Annotated in this window: 16 protein-coding genes and 1 pseudogene; 13 read left to right on the forward strand and 4 right to left on the reverse strand. The window is 39.0% G+C overall.

Going from position 1 to position 20,629, the window contains the following annotated elements; translation table 11 throughout:
• Nucleotides 1–82: 82 nt before the first annotated feature.
• The 3 genes and pseudogenes from HDE70_RS05245 to HDE70_RS05250 all read left to right on the forward strand — a co-directional run.
• Nucleotides 83–1,891 (forward strand): annotated as a pseudogene (locus HDE70_RS05245) (glycoside hydrolase family 3 protein); the annotation flags it as partial.
• Between the two features lie 90 nt (nt 1,892–1,981).
• A complete protein-coding gene (locus tag HDE70_RS27275) occupies nt 1,982–2,281 on the forward strand; it encodes a fibronectin type III-like domain-contianing protein (RefSeq protein WP_317617411.1) in 300 nt (99 codons plus the stop codon).
• 89 nt (nt 2,282–2,370) lie between these two features.
• The gene (locus HDE70_RS05250) at nt 2,371–2,784 is read left to right on the forward strand and encodes a VOC family protein (protein WP_183888479.1); all 414 of its coding nucleotides are present in this window, start codon (nt 2,371–2,373) and stop codon (nt 2,782–2,784) included.
• A gap of 54 nt (nt 2,785–2,838) precedes the next feature.
• Here the strand turns inward: HDE70_RS05250 and HDE70_RS05255 are convergent, their stop codons facing one another.
• Nucleotides 2,839–3,267 (reverse strand): SRPBCC family protein, encoded by a 429-nt coding sequence (locus tag HDE70_RS05255; RefSeq protein WP_183865629.1) that lies wholly within the window; start codon nt 3,265–3,267, stop codon nt 2,839–2,841.
• 23 nt (nt 3,268–3,290) lie between these two features.
• Entirely contained in the window at nt 3,291–4,043 is a 753-nt protein-coding gene (locus HDE70_RS05260; protein WP_183865630.1) for a hypothetical protein, read from the reverse strand.
• A 260-nt stretch (nt 4,044–4,303) separates the two neighbouring features.
• On the opposite strand from HDE70_RS05260, the gene HDE70_RS05265 reads away from it, so the two are divergent.
• The 3 genes from HDE70_RS05265 (at nt 4,304) to HDE70_RS05275 (ending at nt 7,150) form a co-directional block, all read left to right on the forward strand.
• The gene (locus HDE70_RS05265; protein WP_183865631.1) at nt 4,304–4,789 is read left to right on the forward strand and encodes a hypothetical protein; all 486 of its coding nucleotides are present in this window, start codon (nt 4,304–4,306) and stop codon (nt 4,787–4,789) included.
• 478 nt (nt 4,790–5,267) lie between these two features.
• The gene (gene dnaA / locus HDE70_RS05270; RefSeq protein WP_183865632.1) at nt 5,268–6,698 is read left to right on the forward strand and encodes a chromosomal replication initiator protein DnaA; all 1,431 of its coding nucleotides are present in this window, start codon (nt 5,268–5,270) and stop codon (nt 6,696–6,698) included.
• 20 nt (nt 6,699–6,718) lie between these two features.
• Nucleotides 6,719–7,150: a hypothetical protein gene (locus HDE70_RS05275; protein WP_183865633.1), complete on the forward strand. Its 432-nt coding sequence runs from the start codon at nt 6,719–6,721 to the stop codon at nt 7,148–7,150.
• A gap of 39 nt (nt 7,151–7,189) precedes the next feature.
• Here HDE70_RS05275 and HDE70_RS05280 read toward each other — a convergent pair whose 3' ends face one another.
• On the reverse strand, nt 7,190–8,638 hold the full coding sequence (locus tag HDE70_RS05280) for a tetratricopeptide repeat protein (protein WP_183888481.1): 1,449 nt from the start codon (nt 8,636–8,638) through the stop codon (nt 7,190–7,192).
• Between the two features lie 713 nt (nt 8,639–9,351).
• Here HDE70_RS05280 and HDE70_RS05285 point away from each other — a divergent pair.
• The 7 genes from HDE70_RS05285 (at nt 9,352) to HDE70_RS05315 (ending at nt 17,974) form a co-directional block, all read left to right on the forward strand.
• The gene (locus HDE70_RS05285; RefSeq protein WP_183888483.1) at nt 9,352–11,736 is read left to right on the forward strand and encodes a glycosyl hydrolase family 95 catalytic domain-containing protein; all 2,385 of its coding nucleotides are present in this window, start codon (nt 9,352–9,354) and stop codon (nt 11,734–11,736) included.
• A 468-nt stretch (nt 11,737–12,204) separates the two neighbouring features.
• A complete protein-coding gene (locus tag HDE70_RS05290; RefSeq protein WP_183865636.1) occupies nt 12,205–12,831 on the forward strand; it encodes an RNA polymerase sigma factor in 627 nt (208 codons plus the stop codon).
• 123 nt (nt 12,832–12,954) lie between these two features.
• Nucleotides 12,955–13,929, forward strand: coding sequence for a 2,3-diaminopropionate biosynthesis protein SbnA (gene sbnA / locus HDE70_RS05295; RefSeq protein ID WP_183865637.1), 975 nt, complete (start codon nt 12,955–12,957; stop codon nt 13,927–13,929).
• A gap of 18 nt (nt 13,930–13,947) precedes the next feature.
• Nucleotides 13,948–14,919 carry a 2,3-diaminopropionate biosynthesis protein SbnB gene (locus tag HDE70_RS05300; RefSeq protein ID WP_183865638.1) on the forward strand — a complete coding sequence of 324 codons (972 nt, stop codon included), beginning with the start codon at nt 13,948–13,950 and terminating at the stop codon, nt 14,917–14,919.
• Between the two features lie 83 nt (nt 14,920–15,002).
• Nucleotides 15,003–16,772: an ABC transporter ATP-binding protein gene (locus tag HDE70_RS05305; protein ID WP_183888486.1), complete on the forward strand. Its 1,770-nt coding sequence runs from the start codon at nt 15,003–15,005 to the stop codon at nt 16,770–16,772.
• An 11-nt stretch (nt 16,773–16,783) separates the two neighbouring features.
• On the forward strand, nt 16,784–17,437 hold the full coding sequence (locus HDE70_RS05310; RefSeq protein WP_183865640.1) for an MBL fold metallo-hydrolase: 654 nt from the start codon (nt 16,784–16,786) through the stop codon (nt 17,435–17,437).
• A gap of 174 nt (nt 17,438–17,611) precedes the next feature.
• Nucleotides 17,612–17,974, forward strand: coding sequence for a carboxypeptidase-like regulatory domain-containing protein (locus tag HDE70_RS05315; protein WP_183888488.1), 363 nt, complete (start codon nt 17,612–17,614; stop codon nt 17,972–17,974).
• A gap of 68 nt (nt 17,975–18,042) precedes the next feature.
• Here HDE70_RS05315 and HDE70_RS05320 read toward each other — a convergent pair whose 3' ends face one another.
• The gene (locus HDE70_RS05320; RefSeq protein WP_183888489.1) at nt 18,043–20,526 is read right to left on the reverse strand and encodes a DUF5686 and carboxypeptidase regulatory-like domain-containing protein; all 2,484 of its coding nucleotides are present in this window, start codon (nt 20,524–20,526) and stop codon (nt 18,043–18,045) included.
• Between the last annotated feature and the right edge of the window lie 103 nt (nt 20,527–20,629).

Here is a 20,629-nt window from a genome sequence, read left to right on the forward strand (position 1 = left end):
CTTGTTAAGCCAGATGAACCTGAATGAGAAAACGAATCAGACTGCTACTTTATACGGCTACGGACGTGTTCTAAAAGATGAAATGCCCACAGCAGCATGGAAATCTGAGATCTGGAAAGACGGCATTGCCAATATTGACGAGGAATTGAACAGCCTGGCTTACAATAAAAAAGCACAAACTCAGTATTCTTTTCCCTTTAGCAAACACGCTTCCGCAATTAATACTGTTCAAAAATGGTTTGTGGAAGAAACCCGTTTAGGGATACCCGCAGACTTTACGAATGAAGCTATTCACGGTCTTTGTCACGACCGGGCGACCCCGCTTCCTGCACCCATTAATATAGGCAGCACCTGGAACAAAAAACTGGTTTATCAGGCCGGAAGTATGGTCGGCAGAGAAGCCAGGGCGTTGGGGTATACCAATGTTTATGCTCCTATTTTAGATGTGGCGCGCGATCAAAGATGGGGCAGGGTAGTGGAATGTTATGGAGAAGATCCGTTTCTGATTGCAGAATTGGGTAAGCAAATGACTCTGGGTATACAAGATCATGGCGCTGCGGCTACGCTGAAACACTATGCGGTTTATAGCGTTCCTAAAGGTGGCCGCGACGGAAATGCAAGAACAGATCCTCATGTTGCCCCGCGCGAAATGCAGCAGTTATATTTATATCCTTTCAAACGTGTGATACAGGAAGCTCATCCTATGGGAATTATGAGCAGTTATAACGATTGGGATGGTGTGCCGGTTACAGCAAGTCATTACTTCCTCACAGATTTGCTTCGTAAACAATTTGGGTTTACCGGGTATGTGGTTTCTGATAGTGAAGCCGTTGAGTTTATTTTTAGTAAACATCATGTAGCTGAAAATATGAAAGGTGCGGTAAAACAAGCTATAGAAGCAGGTTTAAATGTATATACCAATTTCAATATGCCGGATAAGTATATTTTGCCGCTGCGTGAACTGGTAAACGAAGGAACGGTGTCTATGGAAACTTTAAATCAGCGGGTATCCGATGTGCTGCGGGTAAAGTTCAAATTAGGCTTATTTGATCAGCCTTATGTGAAGGATCCTGCTGCTGCTGACCGGGTTGTCCATACCAAAGCTGATGAAGAACTGGCCAGGCAAGTCAACAGAGAATCCCTGGTTTTGCTGAAAAACTCAAACCATACATTGCCATTGGATAAAAGTAAGTTAAAGCATATCCTGGTTACCGGCCCGCTGGCTACGGAGGTAAACTATACCACAAGCAGATACGGCCCGTCTAACAACCCCGTGACAACCATACTGGATGGGATCAAAGAGTATGTATCAAATGATAATAAACATACCCTACAGCCTGAGGTTAACTACGTCAAAGGTTGTGAAGTAATCGATGAAACCTGGCCGGAGAGTGAAATTATCCCAACACCCTTAACCCCGGCAGAGCAGGCTTCCATAGCTTAGGCAGTTGCTGCTGCTCAGGATGCCGATGTGGTGATTGCAGTGGTCGGTGAAACAGACGCACAAGTTGGAGAAAGCAAGTCCAGGACCGGACTGGGGTTACCCGGCCGGCAGCTTCAACTGCTTCAGGCACTTCAGGCTACCGGAAAACCCGTAATTATGGTTATGGTTAATGGAAGGCCGTTAACCATCAATTGGGAAAACAGGTATCTGTCTGCGATCCTTCAGGCAGGCTTTCTGGGGCCGTCTGCGGGTAAGACCGTTGCAGAAACGTTATTCGGTGACTATAATCCGGGAGGAAAGCTCACGATGACCTACCCTAAATCAATTGGCCAGATTGAATTTAACTTTCCATTTAAACCGGCCTCACAGGCAGGACAAAGTAGCAAAGAAGATCCTAATGGTTATGGTAAAACCACAGTTCTGGGCGCACTGTATCCATTCGGTTATGGACTAAGTTATACCACTTTTGAATTCACCGATTTAGTCGTTGCCCCGGCTCAGTTATCCGCTCAGGAAGAAGTGAAAATTAGTGTCAAAGTGAAAAATACAGGAGATCGCATAGGGGATCAGGTTGTTCAATTGTATTTGAAGGATGTTGAAAGCAGTGTAACCACCTATGAATCTGTTTTAAGAGGATTTGAACGCGTGTCAATCAGGCCCGGAGAAACTAAAACTGTTCAGTTTGTATTGCATCCTGATGATTTGGCACTGCTGGATAAGGAAATGAAATGGACAGTAGAGCCCGGTAAGTTTCAGGTCATGATTGGGAACTCATCAGAAGATATCAAGCTGAAAAAAGAATTTACAGTAACCGGACCTGGCCAGCATTCGCATTAATCACCTTTCTGATAACAGATTTGGTAATGTCCGTAAATAGATGGAAATTGGTAAGAAGGGTGTGAATTAAAAACATTTAATTGGTGTTTATGAAAAAAGTAACAGGTTTGGGTGGTATATTTTTTAAATGCGATAATCCGCAAAGTATGAACGAGTGGTATGCCAGAAACCTTGGGTTAGCTACCAGTGAATACGGAACAACTTTTGAATGGCGACAGGCTGACCACCCGTCGAAAAAAGGATCCACAACCTGGAGCACATTCCCGAAGGATACTCCATATTTTAACCCTTCAGCCAAGCCCTTTATGATTAATTACCGGGTCGAAAATATTGTTGCACTGGTTGATGAATTAAAAAAAGAGAACGTGACCATTGTCGATGAGATTACGGAATATGAGTATGGCAAATTTGTCCATATACTCGATCCGGAGAGAAATATTATTGAACTTTGGGAGCCAAAAGAAGAGGATGATCAGGGTCATTCTGCTACCGAAGTACCATAAGTAGTTTCCCAATTCCAATAATCCCTGCCAATCTAGTTATTGCAGAAGCAGCCGTTAAAAATTCTTTTCTGTATAAGCTTTAAAGTTATCCAGAATGGCTTGCCAACCGCCACGCTGCATCTCAACCGGATGCGTATTTTCAGGGTCAAAGGTTTCGGTAACTTTAGTCTGATCACCTTCGCTGCTGAAGATTATCTTTACTTTTCTTCCGTCTCCCATGGTATATTCAATAAGCTCATGCGCTTTTACATCAGTATATACACCCTCAAAATCAAAACTTACGCTGCCATCCTTAGCGGCCATAGTAGTTTTGAACTTACCACCTTTACGCAGGTCATTGTCTGCATAAGGGGAATGCCAGTCGGGCGAGGCGTTGTTCCATTTAGTAATGTGTTCAGGATTACTCCATGATTCCCATACTTTAGCTACGGGTAAATTAACTGTGGTTTCTACGGTGACAGGGGTGTTATTTGCAGTTTCCATACTCAGGTCTTGATTTATAAATTTTAGTTGGTTATCGTTTTATTCTTTGCAGTTTGAAAGTAATAATAAATTGAAGTTGCGATAATTGCTGAAATTGTGCAGCCAACAATCAGAAAGCCCATTTGATTGAACAAAAACTTCTGATTAAACAGCATAGAGATCGTCGCCCCATTGTTCATATTAACGTATTCTATGTAAAAGAGTAACATACCCATTGTTACGACCAGGAAAAATACAGGCCAGTTAAATAATACGGCAGTCTTAAAAATTTCACTTTTCACTAAAGGTGGTTTTATTCTATATAAAGCCCAGATACAGCAAGTAGTTACAATACACCAGAAGATTACACTTTGAATCGTATAGAGTGTTTTGATTGATCCTTCCTGATAACTAACCAATTGAGAATTGATCAGATAATTGATAGCACCTTTGCATATTGTGGAGAAAGCCATCAGGATGACTACTGTTCTAAAGATTAAAACCAGCTTCAATTTATTTCCCTCTGCTAGCTTTGACCGGTAATGCAGGAGTAAAAAGAAAGTCAACAGTATGGTTAAAAGATAGGCATCAAACCAGCTGAATTCTCTGGAAACGCCAAAATGGATAAAAGCGAGGTAAAGCACAATTGATAATCCACCACAAATCCAGGCAATAATTTCTGGCACAGTTTTCCTGGAATAGAAGACAACGATAGCAAGCAGCAGGCCTAAAAGCAATACTGCGGCCGCACCCGCACCTAATAACATAATTATAAAATAGTCTCCTGACAGATACATAGCTTGATCAATTAATTAATGAGCTCCAATTTATTGATTAAATCTGGAATAACCATTGTATTGAAGTGCAACAATGCGCTTAACGGAAAAATATATATTAATATCCTCCGAAAACAGTATTAATCACTATAATACCGGGATTAACAGTCCGGAAAACAAGCATTAATTAACTTTCATTTCACAAAATTTAACAAAGTGTAACTTTGCTTAACACTACTATACCAGATCTTTAAGCTATAAAATTTAATAGATCAAGCATCATGAAAAAACACATTTTAAGTCTGGCTTTAATAGCCATGGTTTCGATTGCAGTATATGGACAGGAAATACACCGAACCGAACCAATGCCCGCAAATGCGGAGAGTTTTGCAATGACTGAGCAGGTTGAAATCAGTGTTACCCCAGACAAATACCATATTCTGGATCTCAGGAAAGTGGATCTGGATAAAGGTACAAACCTGGGGAGGCTGAAAATTCAGTCTGTTCCGAATGATCCCGTTTTTAAAAACAAACTCGCTTCGGATCAGAATCTGCAAGAGTTCGTTTTTATCAGTAATGGGGCAGATCATAAGAAGTTAGTCCTGTTGCTGCCAAAAAGCATGATTTTGGCTGGCGCTTATACAGAAAGGCTTCCGGCTATTGTTCCCCGGATTCCTGCGGGTAATCCAGGAGCTGCTGCCACGACCAGGATTTATGAAACAACTACTCCCGTAAAAACCGTTCCGGCGACAAGATCCGGAGAATAAAACTTACACAGGTGGAGGGTAGCTCACCGCTTATTCTCCACCTTGTTTTTAACGGATATGCTTAATGTGCATAACCCCAACTCTTCACACCGGAAATTATGTCCTTTTTCAGCCCGTTATTGAAAAAGCAGGGTGGCAAAATCAAAAAACCGGATTTTTAAAAGTTATTAACAAGCCTTGTCTTCCCGCTGAAATTTACCCTAACTGGTTGATAGTTATTAGTTTTTTGCCAGCTACATCCAGTGGTTCATAACCTGGTAAAGTTGTTAACAGGTCTTTAGTTAACAACACCTGTTGGTAACCCATACTTATCAACATTATGGCCAAAAAAAAAGAGCTAAATAATTGCTTTTTAGCATCTTACTGCTGGGTATAAGTTTATGTTTTTTTGTTGGTAATTTTCTGGATCTTCGCAATCCCAAAAAGGAAGGAAGCTTTTTTCAGGGCCAATAACATTACCAATAACAATAAAAAAACTATGCAGAATACTTGTACAACAGTGTGGAATAACTCGCTTCAAACCATTAAAGCTAACATCCCGAATCAAAGTTATAAGACTTGGTTTGAGCCGATCTCAGCCTTAAAATTAGAAGGTAACGTTTTAACTGTACAAGTACCAAGTTTGTTCTTCTATGAGTGGTTAGAAGAGCATTACGTTGGACTTTTACGCAAAACAGTCAAGCAGGAACTAGGAGATGAAGGCCGTTTGGAATACAACATCGTTGTAGACAATAAACCATCAAAAAGCAATACACCCTACATTGCTGCAAGCTCACCGGCAAACACCAATACCATTGCTTCAAAAGCACTGCCAACACCAGCGCCGATCAGCAAAGACCTGAGAAATCCTTTTGTGATCCCGGGTTTGAAGAAATTAAACGTTGATCCTCAGCTGAATTCTAATTACACTTTAGAGAATTACATTGAGGGAGACTGCAACCGTCTGGCACGCTCTGCGGGCTTCGCTGTTGCCGCTAAACCTGGTGCAACATCATTCAATCCATTAATGATTTATGGTGCAGTAGGATTAGGAAAAACGCATTTGGCCCAGGCCATCGGTAACGAGATCAAGCGTACTTACCCGGACAAATTAGTGATCTTTGTATCCTGCGAAAAATTCTGTCAGCAGTTCGTTGAATCTTTGAAAAATAACACGATCAATGACTTTGTGAATTTCTACCAGGCTATGGATGTGATCATCATGGATGATATTCACAACTTCGCCGGAAAAGAGAAAACACAAGATATCTTCTTCCACATTTTTAATCATTTACACCAATCCGGTAAACAAATTATTATTACTTCAGATAAAGCACCAAAAGACTTGTCTGGTTTAGAAGAACGTTTGCTGAGTCGTTTCAAATGGGGTTTATCAGCAGATTTGCAAATTCCTGATTTAGAAACAAGAATTGCTATTCTGAGAAAGAAAATGGCTAGTGATGGTATTGACCTGCCAGCAGAGGTCGTAGAATACGTTGCACATAACATTGATAACAATGTCCGTGAGCTGGAAGGCGCGATGGTTTCCTTACTTGCACAGGCAACCTTAAATAAAAAAGAGATCGACCTGGCCCTTGCTAAATCGATGTTGAAAAATTTCATTAAGAATACGTCCAAAGAAATTTCAATGGAATATATCCAGAAATTAGTTTGTGAATATTTTGAAGTTGCTGTAGATCTTGTCAAATCACCAACCCGTAAACGTGAGGTGGTACAAGCCAGACAAATCTCTATGTACCTGTCTAAAAGTCTGACTAAATCTTCTTTGAAGAGTATCGGTGCTTTTTACGGAGGCAGAGATCACTCTACCGTAATTTATGCCTGCCAGACTGTAGAAGATCTGATTGACAGCGATAAGAAATTCAAAGGATATGTAACCGATATCCAGAAGAAATTAAAGATGAGTTAATTCGAACCCACAAGAAAACTATGAACTTAAATGCGACTACGATAGCAATTCTACTGGTTGTTATACTTGCGATCCCTTACCTGGTCCATGTGATCAGGAAAGTACAAAACTATAGTATCCCTCTGATCAAAGCATTGAATCCCTTTTATACAAAGGAAATGCACGAAGCAGATCAGCTGAAGTTAAGTTTATCTCCAATCCTTAAAGAAATGGAGACGCAGGAGCTTGCAAAATTCATTAAACACTGGACTGCTAAATTTGAGAACGGTAGTTTAACTGAACAAGATGTGACAGACCTGAATGCGAGAATCGCAGATGGCAGAACAGATCAGGTGAATGGTATCCTGGCTTTACATCCAGCCGCCAGAGCTCAGTTTCAGGAGATCAATGCACAATTGAAACTCAAAGAAGCCGGAGTTGAACAAGAAGCTTCAACGGAAGTCCTGGCCTAAAAAAATATTAAATGATAAAGCTTAATCTTAATAACAGGATTAAGCTTTATCATTTAATTTCGCTGCAATATTCTGAATAGAGTGATCCAGATTTTCAGCGGAATCAAAAAGGGCCTGTTCAAATTCAAGGTAAGTTTCCTTCCGGTCTTCACTCATTCTGATCACCATGATGATGCCTAGTATATTACTCAGGTAGCCCCTTATTTCATGAGAATTGATAAATGAAATCTCACTGTTTAATTTATTGAACATCAATTCATCATATTTTTTCTTCATTTTCAGCGAGCGGTACAGGAAAATAAAAGTCAGTATAATCATACCCGCAACTACCATACACAACATAAAGTAGTTTTGCCTCACTGCTAAGTCCTCCTGAGCAACCACATACTTTTTCTTAATTTCATCGTATTTCAGGTAATTCAGGATACTTCCGGTTTTCATGGTTCTGACTGTATTCACTGCGGCCTGATCCGTCGCTTTTTTATAGTATAACGCTGCTAAAGCAAATTTTTTCTCTTTCGCATAGGCGTCGCCCATAATGTTGAATAGTTTACATCTCATATGTCCCAGGTTCTTCAGATCTCCGGATGATAAGAGTTTAAGGGCTATTTCCCTGGCCTTTCCTGTTTGATCAAACAGGAGGTAAGCCTGTGCAAAATGAAGATAAGTAAATAGTTTTTCAGGATCATTGGCATTATCAATCAGTATCTTGATTTCATCAATTGATCTTTTATCCTTTTTTAATAATAACATCATGTATTTCAGACGATGTGTATTGATCGTATTGGTGGATTTGATATGGCTTACTTTGTCCGCATAATAGTTTAAAGAATCCAGGTTGTTTAAATGGAAGTAGGCTGTAGCTTTATTCTCATAAACCAGCATTTGAATCTGCTCTTTTCCTTGTTGGGCAGCCAGATGAGTCGCAGTGTCTAAAGCTGTTATGGCTTCTTTGTAGAGACTGCTTTTGATGTAAAGATCTGCAATGTTTGCATAATTCAAAATAAGTTTACTGGTGTCCTGAAGGTTTTGCAATTGCTTTTCTATAATCAGGTAACTTTCCATGGCCCGCATGTAATTTTCCAGGTCAGTATCAATAAACGCCAGTATTCTCAGCAGCCTGATAAACCGTGAATTTTCCTGTGGTGTTTCATCCAGCGCTCTGAGGATATAACGCTTTGCCTGTTCAAACTTTAAAAGTCTTTTTGCATATAAGGCCTCTATTTCATAGCTAAATACTTTTTTATCAGAAAGATTACTTTTTAGAATTGCCGACAATAATATTTCTTTGTTACTGCTCAGGTTTTCTTCTTTTGCCAGCCATATATAAGAGGTGATCAGTTTTTCCAGCTGCTTTTCTGCGACAGGCGCAGAAGAATTTACAGCCGTTTGTATTTTGTCCTGAAGGCCATTGCCAGCAAGCAGGGAAAAAGAAGAAAGGAAAGAGATTAACGTTGAAATGACAGCCGTTTTGAGGATTGTCTTCATTTATACTTATTTAAATTGCTTGATGAGAGGCTGATTTAAAAATAGTGAAGGAGAAGCAATCTTCCTTAAGAATTTTTACTTTAATAGTCGAAAATTAACGAATTTGCAGTACTTATTACATATATATGTTGTTTTGTTAACATAAATAGTGTTTTCCTGATAAAATCAATGCTGGATACAACCATGGCGCTTTCAAATTAACTGCGGCTGAATTCTATGAAATCTCCAGGTAATCTGTAGCAGGCAGAGGTAAGTTTAGCAAGGGTTAAGAAATGTTTATATGCGCTTTGAACAAGGCTGTAGATTGATAAAAGACTAATATCAAATGATATTCTTTTTTATTAATTTCTGAGCTGGACACGCAATTGTATTCAAATGATTTCTTTTGAGCATAATGATAAAGTTAATTTTATTGATTTTATTCGCCGTATTAAAATTCAGTATACAATCTGTAATTTTTATGATCCGGATCATGAGTGATGTAATATGCTGGGAACTAAATCGATAAGATTTATAGCTTATTTGAAAATATGAATTGTGTTTTTAATTTAAACAGTTAAAAATTTAATAACTAGTTTAAATTCATGAACTTGTTTTGGGTTTTGATATGCTGGTTTTATGGCCTATATCTTTTAATCATTAGCTAATAAAGTAAAACCAGCATTTCGATTATTTTCTTTATTTTATCCTGACCAAATTTAAGCCATATATCAATGAAGAAACGTCTCCTTTTTTTTGCCAGCCTCCTGTTGACTGTAATCCAAGCCTCTGCACAACAAAATAACCATAAACTCATTTATAATAAACCTGCCACGCAGTTTGAAGAAGCATTGCCATTAGGGAATGGCAGGCTTGGCGTAATGGTTTACGGAGGTATACAGACGGAGCGGTTTTCGTTAAATGAAGCCACACTGTGGGCTGGAGGGCCTGTAAATCCCGATATGAATCCACAGGCGAAAACCTATTTAAAGCCAGTAAGAGAAGCTTTGTTCGCAGAGAATTATAAAAAAGCAGATTCCCTGGTGCGTTTTATGCAAGGTAAATTCTCAGAATCTTATGCACCGCTTGGTAACTTGTTTTTTGATTTTAAACATCAGGGAAAGCCTGCTGCTTATCAAAGAGAGCTTGATATACAAAATGCAAGGAGTAAAGTCAGTTATATAATTAATGGAACAACTTATACCCGGGAAACTTTTGTCTCTCATCCAGATCAGCTGGTGGTAGTCCGTTTTACTGCTACTGGAAAAGATAAGCTGGATTTTACCTGTCATTTGAACAGTCTGTTACAACATAAGGTATCTTCAAATGGTAAAGTCCTGTCCATGAACGGACATTCGCCTGTGCATGTTTCTCCGCTTAACCATGGAAATGAAGTGATATGGGATGATGTGAATGCGATGCGCTTCACTGCGCAGGTTAAGGTGCTTAAAACTGATGGAAAGTCTAATGCAAAAGATAGTATCCTGCATATATCTGATGCACGTGAAGCGATTATTGTGCTCTCTATGGCAACCAGTTATAACGGATTTGATGTCAATCCGGGTACTCATGGAAAAAATGAATTAAAAATAGCGGAGGCTTACCTGAAAACAGCGGCCCCTTATGCTGTACTTTTGAAAAATCATACCCAGGATTTCAGGAAATATTATGATCGGGTACAGCTTACTTTAGGAGATGAAGATCGCGCAGCGCTAAATACTGTTGACCGGTTAAATGCTTTTGCTGCGGGTAAAAATGATAATGCACTTGTTGCCTTATATTATCAATACAGCAGATATCTATTGATAAGTTCATCAAGGCCAGGCGGACAGTCTACTAATTTACAGGGAATCTGGAATGAGAAAGTACAGCCACCATGGAGCAGTAATTATACGACCAATATCAATGCAGAAATGAATTACTGGGGGGTGGAGACTGCGAATTTACCGGAAATGCATCAGCCGTTACTTGATTTTATAGGGCGTCTGTCAAAAAACGGAGCAGTGACAGCCAGAAATTATTATGGGGCAGGTGGCTGGGTTTTACACCATAACAGTGATATCTGGGCAATTACCAATCCGGTTGGTGATTTTGGAAAGGGCTCTCCGGCATGGGCAAACTGGCCAATGGGCGGTAATTGGATGGCAACTCATCTTTGGGAGCATTACGCTTTTACACAAGATAAAGTGTATTTAAAAGAGCAGGCTTATCCGTTAATGAAAGGTGCAGTGCAATTTTGCCTTGACTTTTTAGTCGCAGATAAAAAAGGCAACCTTTTGACTGCTCCCTCTACATCACCAGAAAATAATTATGTCACGCCATCGGGCTATGTGGGCTCTTTGTTGTATGGTGGTACGGCTGATTTAGCTATTATCAGGGAATTATTTAATGATTATGTGAAGGCAAGTGAACTGTTAAATGCAGATCCCGATGTACGTAATCAGGTTAAAACTGCTTTAAAGAAGATGCTGCCTTATCACATCGGTAAGGCTGGGAATTTACAGGAATGGTATCATGACTGGAAGGATGAAGATCCTAAACACAGGCATCTTTCTCATCTTTTTGGCGCTTATCCGGGGTATTCTATTACCTCGGCAGCAAATCCTGAGCTGGCCAATGCGGTCAGGAAGTCTTTAACTGTGCGCACCAATGAAGGGACAGGATGGGCAATCACCTGGAGAATCAATTTGTGGGCAAGAATGCAGAATGGGGAAAGAGCTTATGATGCATTAAAAAAACTGCTGCGTTTTGTTGGTAACGGGGCAGAAGTGAAAATGAATGGTGGCGGTACTTATGCAAATCTGTTTTGCGCGCATCCGCCATTCCAGATTGATGGCAACTTTGGTGGAGGTGCAGGTATTGCAGAAATGCTTTTGCAAAGCCATCAGGGGTACATAGAACTGTTGCCAGCTATTCCTGTGGAGTGGAAACAGGGGCAGGTTAAGGGTTTAATTGCCAGGGGAGGATATACGCTGGATATGCAATGGGAAAATGGAAAATTGATCTCGGCACAGTTGAAAGCTAAAAAAGCGGGAGACTGTAAGCTTAAATACGGAAATAAAATAATCAGCTTGTCTGCGGCCGCAGGAAGCACTTATAACCTCTCTGAATTGCTGTAATCGGCAATTCAGATTTAATTTTTTGTTCAAAATTCCGTGATGTTCACCTAGGGCAATCGTCAATTGGTGTAATAATAAATAGATTTAATTTTTTATAATTTAACTTTAAGGCATCTATTAGTAATTAGAGTTAATGTGTGTTTAAGGATAGTTGTAAAAAAAAATGAATATCCCGTAAGTCATTGATTATGTTATGCTAATGAGTGTGAAGTTGAATAATTATTGATAAATAAAGAGGTTATTGCCTGTTAAAGGGGGAATAGCTGTTTTACTGTGGAAGACGCAGCAAAGATTAAGGGTTTTAGAAATGAAATTATAATCAGGCCGCCCTCCATGTAGTTTTAATTTGTCTTTTTTTGTTCCTGCTGATATATTTTGTTAATGATAATAAGTTGTTCAATTAATAATGTATTAATGTATGTTGCTTTACTTTATAAAATATATTAATAGGTTTAATTGGTTACTCATATGGCAGGATTAAAGGGACGCGACTTAAAATATAGCTGGATATCTTTTATAAAAACAAAAGGGAAAGATGATTTTTATACTATATATTCTCATTATCACCATTATCTGAGTTTTATAGGCTATAAAAGATACTTTTCAGAAGATGTGGTTAAAGATGCAATTAATGATGTTTTTCTGTACTTGTGGGAGAACAGATCATCACTTCAGAATGTAAACAACTTCAATAGTTATATTATTACTTGCTTTTTAAGAAAGCTTTACCGCAAAAGTCTGATTAGTCCCGGTGAATTATTTCCTTTTCAGGGTATTTCTGATACACAGTTATCTCCTTCAGTAGAAGAAGAATATATTCACCAGAAGGTGAATGGAACCGTGAAACAGATTGTTAAAGATCATATCGGGCAGCTGGCAGTGAAGCAGCGTCATATGATTTACCAGAAATATTACCTTGGTTTATCCTATAAAGAAATAGCTGTAAATAATAAAGTTTCTATCCATACGGTCTACAATACGATTTACAAAGCGATTGATAAAATCAAATTGTCGATCACCAAAGAACAGGAAGGGTATCTGTTACTCTCTATGGGAACCTTGTTTTTATTTGTTTTATTTTTTCAAATCCACTAGTGAAAATGCAAATATTTATACTCTATTAAGAAATAATTAATCGGATTAAAACGATAACCTTAACTATGAACCATTTTAACAAATTATAAATTAGTCAATCTCTCATCTTTAGCTCATCTACCCATGTTAAACGAACTAGGAAAACTCGCTGCCTTTATTGGTAATACCCCTTTAATTGAACTGAAAAATAATGAAGCCAACCTTTTTGCAAAGTTAGAATACAATAACTTTTCAGGAAGTTCAAAAGACAGGGCCGCATTCAGCATCATTTATAATGGTATCAAATCTGGAAAAATTACTGACCATACGACAATCATTGCGTCAAGTTCCGGTAATCTTGCCATAGCAGTTGCTTCTATCTGTAAAAGACTTAGATTAAGATTTATCCCGGTAATTGATCCGAATATTAATTCCTCTTACGAGACTTTATTAAACCTGATGTCATACCAGGTGGTGAAAGTTACCGAAAGAGATCATACTGGAGGATACTTGTTAACCCGGATTAATGTAGTGAATGAATTACATGAAAGAACGCCGGATTCTTTTATTGCTGATCAATACGGGGATCCTAATAATTATAAAGGCTACTATGGCCTTGGAGAAGAGATTATTGCCTCTTTTGATCGTCTGGACTATATTTTTGTTGCAGTAAGCTCCAGCGGAGCGATTACCGGCATATCTGATTTTATCAAAAGAAAAAGACCAGAAGTGAAAATTGTAGGCGTAGACGTAGAAGGTTCTGTTATTTTCAGTGACAAACCTGTCAAACGTTATATCTCCGGAATAGGCGCGAGCCAGGTGCCTCCGATTATGGAAAATGCAATCATTGATGATGTGGTTATTGTTTCTCAAATGAGCATTATCAGAGGTTGTAATGAACTGCTGAATGAGCAGGCGATTTTCGCCGGGGCTTCTTCAGGTGCTGTTTATCTGGCAGCCAAAAATTATTTCAGATTTAATGATAGCGATACCAAGGCTACTTCTCTGTTGATTTTCCCGGATAAAGGCCATACTTATTTAGATACTATTTATAACCAGGAGTGGGGTACACAACTGGCAGCCAAGTTAAACGAAGAAGTACTTTCCATCAATTTTTAAAGCCGTAAAATAGAAATCATGTTATATCTGAATGCCAATAATATTAAAGAGATAGGTTTTAATTGGGAACAATTAACATCAGTAATTAAGGATGCAGTGGTACAGCTTCACGCCAACGACTATTCACAGCCAATTAAGCCTTATTTAAGATTCGGAGATCCTAAAAACAGGATTATTGCAATGCCCGCTTATATCGGCGGAGAAAATCCGTGGGCAGGTATCAAATGGATTGCAAGTTTTCCTGATAATATTTATAAAGATAAACTAAGAGCAAATTCCGTTACCATTTTGAATGAACATGATTCGGGAATTCCGCGTTGTATCATTAACACAGCGACGATCAGCGCAATCAGAACAGCTGCTGTATCTGGTTTAGTGGCCAGAGAATTTATCAACAGCCGTAATAGTGACCGCAAACTAATTGTTGGAATCAATGGTTTCGGCCCGATCGGTCAGATGCACCTGAGAATGATTACTTCTATTTTGGGTGATACTATTGATAAAGTTCTGATACATGACCTGAACCCTATTGATGTCAGTAACATCGACGATGAAATTGCAGAACAAACGTTTATCGTGTCAGGCTGGGAAGAATGTTATCAGGATGCTGATATATTTATTACCTGTACAGTATCTGACGCACCTTACATTAATCTTCCGCCTAAAGAAGGCTCACTGCAACTGAATGTCTCTCTGAGGGATTATACAGTAGATATGAAAGACTTTATGGACATCATTATTGTAGACAACTGGGAAGAAGTTTGCAGACAGAATACTGATATTGAAAACATGCACAAACAAAAAGGACTTTTGGAAAACGATACCTATTCCATCGCGGAAATCGTGAACAAAGGTATTCTGGATAAAAGAGAGGCAACTGATGTAGTGATGTTCAATCCAATGGGAATGGCCATTTTTGATATTGCAGTAGGCGGATATTATTACCGTGAAGCACTGCATAAAAATATGGGTTTCGCATTGCCAGACTAATCACTAACATTTATGAATTTTTATCATTATAGCCCGCCGGAATGCGGGCTATAATTGCGTAATTTAAATACAAAGCTCTCTAAATGCAAAATCCGGAAATTGTTAAAGTTAAACGTGTCAAGAGTAATTCTCTTAAGCCGCTATTGCGGTTATTACATTATGTAAAGCCTTACTGGCTGGAATTCAGTTTAGGACTTTTTCTGCTGATGGTTGCCAGTGTATCTGGTTTGGCGCTGCCAAAATTACTTGGACAATTGATTGATGGGGGGAAGCAGGGAATTGAGTCGGGTAAAACAACTTATATTGGCTGGTTGCTGATCATTATTCTTGTGCTTCAGGCCATATTCTCCTTTTTCAGGGTAGTCTTGTTTGTGAATGTTACGGAGAAAACACTAGCTGCTTTACGCCAGACTGTTTATAGTCATCTGATCAAAATGCCGATGAGTGTTTTTCTGCACAAGCGGGTAGGAGAGCTAAGCAGCAGGATTTCGGCTGATATTACCTTATTGCAGGAAATATTCAATACTACATTAGCAGAGCTGGTGCGGCAGTCGGTCATTATTATTGGTGGCCTGGTTTTACTGATGCTCACTTCATTCGAACTGACTATTTTCATGCTGCTTTTATTGCCGGTCATGATGGTAGTAGGTGAATTATTCGGGCAGTTCCTGAATAAATATGCGATGCAGGTACAAGATAAAGTAGCCCTTTCGAATACTGTTGTAGAAGAAACTTTACAGGGGATTTTCAGTGTAAAAGCTTTTGTCAGTGAGTTCTTTGAAATTGGCCGCTACCGTGCGCATACAAACGAAATGGCCCGGTTAGGAATGAAAGGCGGTAAGTACAAAGGGTTATTTAGCTCTTTTGTGATTATCGGGATGTTTGGAACACTCGTAGCAGTGATCTGGCGTGGGGTAACAACAGGTGTTGCTTCAGGTGAACTTATTTCTTTCTTATTATACTCTATATTTATTGCCACTTCTATTTCTGGCCTGGCAGAAGTATATACTTCTTTACAGAAAAGTATCGGAGCGACTACCCATCTTTTTGAGCTATTGGAAGAACCGGTAGAGGAGCTGACAGATTTCAGGAACATTGCACCGGAAAACCTGCTTCATGGAACAATTGCTTTCCGTGATATCCACTTTCATTACCCTACAAGGGAAGATATTAATGTGTTGCAGGGCGTATCTTTCGAGGCCTCTTCCAATCAGAAAGTTGCTATTGTAGGTTCAAGCGGAGCCGGTAAAAGCACGATTGTATCCCTATTATTGAGATTATATAATCCTTCCAAAGGTGGTGTATTCTTTGACGGCAGAGACAGCGCAGGTATTCCTTTATCGGAATTGAGAGCGCAGATTGCAGTTGTTCCACAGGATGTTTTCCTTTTTGGCGGAACCATTGGAGATAACATTGGCTACGGTAGAAAAGGTGCTTCCAAAGAGGAGATTATTGCTGCTGCGGAAAAGGCAAATGCATGGGAGTTTATCCAGAGATTTCCTTTAGGATTGGACACTATTGTAGGGGAGCGGGGAATACAGCTTTCTGGCGGACAGCGTCAGCGGATTGCAATTGCACGTGCGGTATTGAAAGCTCCACGCATTTTAATACTGGATGAAGCCACATCGGCGCTGGATTCTGAGTCTGAAAGATTGGTACAGGATGCGCTGGATAAATTGATGGAAGGACGTACTTCTATCGTGATTGCGCATCGCCTGGCTACAGTAAGGCAGGCTGATAAAATTATAGTACTTCACCAGGGGCAGATTGTTGAAGAAGGTACACACCATGAACTGATTGATGTGAGTGGTGGGTTGTACCGGAACCTGAGTGAAATGCAGTTTACAAACTAAAAAAGGATGTTATGGAAGTGAAACTTTTTCGTGTTTCTGAGGGGAGGATGAAAAATCAATGTTATTTGATTCATGAGGGCGAAACTGGTGTACTGGTTGACCCGGCATGGGATTATGAGCTGATCAATGGTTTTTTATCGGCACATCAAATTGTATTAAAAGGAGTGCTTTTAACGCATTCGCATAAGGATCATATCAATCTGGCTTCAACTTTTGCGGAACTGCACGGAGTTCCGGTTTATATGTCTGCAACTGAAATCAGGGACTATAATTTCAGTTGTCCAAATCTGCAACCGGTTTACCATTTGGAAGAGCTGGTTATAGGCCATTTAAAGATTACCCCGGTAGTGACACCAGGCCACACTTCAGGAAGTACCTGTTATCACATCGGCCCGCATTGTTTTACCGGAGATACTGTTTTTATTGAAGGCGTGGGAGAGTGTGGTATTAACGATATTGATGCCCTTTATGATTCTGTCCAGTTTTTTAAAGGTTATTTTCCTAAAAATACACTGATCTGGCCGGGGCATTCTTTTGAGATGACGGCTGGTAAAGAGCTGGATTTTCTGATGTCTAATAATCTCTATTTTATGATTGATGAAAAGAACATGTTTGCCGATTTCAGGATGCGTAAAAACAGGCCTGATCCTTTAGCATTTAAATAAAGAAGAGGTCGTATTGAGCATATATAATCTCCCGGCAGTTAGACACTAATTGGGAGAGGTATCTCAATACGGCCTCTTTTTTATGAAATAAAATATTTCGGGCTTCGCTGATTATGGGGCATTTGTCCTGCTTAAGCGGTTTTATAATGGATAAATTTAAGTAATCTCAAAAAGATGAAAAAATTAGTCCTTTATATCAGCTTGTTATCCTTGTTTGCTGTTTTAATACTCAGTTTTACCGCCAGTTCACCAGCAGAAACTGTTTATTATCAAATAGCTAGCAGGGAATCTATGCTCCATGTTGTTGTAATTGATGAAGAGGCTAAGCCTTTTCCAGGCGCAACTGTGAGATTAATAGAGCTCAATAAAGATACTATTACGAATGCTGAGGGGGTTGCAGTAGTAAAAATCTGTCAGTACAGTTGTATAATGGCTGTCTCATTTGTTGGTTATCAGCCTAAAGTAATGAAGGTGATCCGTGGAAATACGGCACCTTATAAAGTAGCACTTTATCCTGAGCGTTTAACAAAAAACTAAAATTAGTTGTTTGCAAATTAAGAGGCCATATCTTTACGATTGGCCTCCTATAATTGGTTTACAGGATCTTAAAACGCTGCTGAGATCCTGAATCCTGTCGTACTTTGGTTCTCTTTTGAAGCACTTACGTTATGATAATTAAAAGCTTTAACAAAGTTTAACCTTAACCCGAAGCGCTGCACACCCACATAAACTTCCGTGTAATTTTTGATCACATCAGAAGTCAGGTAATTTACACCCGCAACTTCCTGTAGTTTTAATATTTTAAACAACGGGATTTTACTCAGAAAAAGACCTCCGAAATTGTGTTCGAAATGCCCTTCCAGGAATTCCTTTCCTGTACTGAATTCATAAGGGCTGAGCAGCATAAAACCATCGGTAAATTGGGTGTAAACTACAATATTACTACCTGCAAAGTGCTTGAAATCCATATAATACATTTTGTCCCTGTTGAGGAATTTACCTGCTGCTAAACTATACCTGAAAGTACCGATCATCCCCAGCCTCTTGTTTGAATCAAAAACACGTGCTCCTAAATAATCATAGTCTATATCCGAGTTTAACAAGCCCTTTATTCCTTTACGGTAATCCAGCTGAAGCTTTGGATAAACAGAACCCTGTCTGATCTTGAAATCCGGACGCTCAATATAACTTTGAGCAAAGGTGATATTCAGTGATAAACCAAGAGTAAGTGCCTTGTTTGCTACAAAGGCGTAATCATTGCCTGTAGTAGGATATGGATTGTTTGCTGTAAATTCTTTATCCGGAAAGTCTTTAATTGTTCTGAAAGAAGTATTCAACAAGGGAGTTCTGCTGGCATATTCCAGGCTACCCGAAAGATATAATCCATTACTAAGTTCTCTGCCCGAATTGATATTTACAAAATCTTTTTTGTAAAGTTTTAAGATATTGTTCTTATCAAATAACGTACTGATCGTATTGAACAAGGCAGGTATCGCATCGTAGTTTGTGTTAAAATCGGCGTAGCTTGTTCCTCCGCGGATTCCGGCATAAGCATTGTGTTTCGGATCGTATCTGTAACTCAGGTTCGCGTTGGCACTTAACTTCTTATTTTCAAAACCGTAACGTGGATTCAGCTGCATCACTAATGAAGTACTGTCTTTCAGCGTTTTTCTATACGTTATTTTAGGATTATAAATCCAGCCTTCTACGGTATTATAGTTGATGTTTAAAAGCGGGCCGCTGATGCCCCAATGTTCTTTCTCCTTCGTGTTTTGATAGCTATAACCTAAAAATAATGCCTTTAATGGCTTAAATTTATTCTCTTTTCTATCAATTGAATCGCGGTATTTATCAGAACCCCGTACCAGTTTGATACTGTCTTTTTTCACATAGTCTCTGCGTTCATCAGGGGTCAGCAGCATCGGACGGACTCCTGCCCAATAGGTTGAATCTTTTTTATTGGCATCGGCATTGACTTTCATTACCCTGTTGGTAAAGAACTTTGGCGGAAAATTGGGCTCAATATTATAGTTGTTGAATACCCCTGTATAGGTACCCATAAATTTGAAGCCCAGCAGACCACCTGAATAGTCATAACGCTGACTGGCCAGCATCCATTTATCTTGATTGACCGGAATAAACTGTTGTTTGATATGCAGGGTATCAATACCTTCAATAATCGAATTGTTGGTGATTGCCAGATCTGCACTGTGGATGCGCCAGCTGTCATCAATGATATAGATATAACCATTAAATACCTGGTCGTATTTACGGCGGGAAATTACTTGTATCTTGTTGATCCAGTCATTACCTTCTCTAAAAGTCCCAATAAATTTATAGCGGTAAAATAACATGGCGTTATCAGCTATAGGTGAGACAAAACCTACATTACTCAACTCTTTGATATCAATGGTGTTTTTATAAAAACTAATCAAAAAGTCTGTAGCCTGGTTAAAACTAAAACCATTACTGTTGCCGCTCACTTTTGAAGAAATCATTTCTTCATTGATTTTACCGGGCTGCTGAAAGTTAAATTTAGAAACCGATTCAGAAAGATAGAGTATCCCTCTTTTACCGGAATCGAGCCCTATGTTTTTAAGGTCATCCTGTACATTTCTGCCCATAAATTTCTTAGGTGCATTTCTAAGTTTGGTTACTCCTTTGATATAAGTGTCACAAGAAAACGCTTGTACTTCAGTTAGGTGTTGTTTACGTTTTTTGATTGCATTTCTGATGATTTCGTAAGCGGGGTCTTCTGAATTCGCTTTAATCACCACATCCTTAAGCTGGTATACTTCGGCTTCCATAACAACAGACAGGTTCATGTCTGCACTGATATCTATTTGTTTGATCAGCTGATTATAACCTACGGCTTTGAAAATTAAGGTATAATGCCCTTTTTCCAGTTTAAACTGATACTCCCCATTGGTATTGGCAGAAGTACCTTTAGTAGTGCCCTGAATATAAATACTGGTGAATGGAAGGGTGTTGTTTTGTTTGTCGGAGGTGACACCTTTAAGGATAAATTGCTGTCCAGAAACGAGGTTTGCAGCAAAAAGGAATAGTAAGGAAAATAATAGTTTCTTCATATATAATAACTTATGACTAAGTTGGTTATATTATTTGTATAATATAATATGCTAATAAGTTAAAATAAGTTAAATAATAAAGCTGCTGAGTGTTAGTTAGTAG

Origin of the sequence: Pedobacter cryoconitis (assembly GCF_014200595.1) — a bacterium.
Classification (GTDB): Bacteria; Bacteroidota; Bacteroidia; order Sphingobacteriales; family Sphingobacteriaceae; genus Pedobacter; species Pedobacter cryoconitis_C.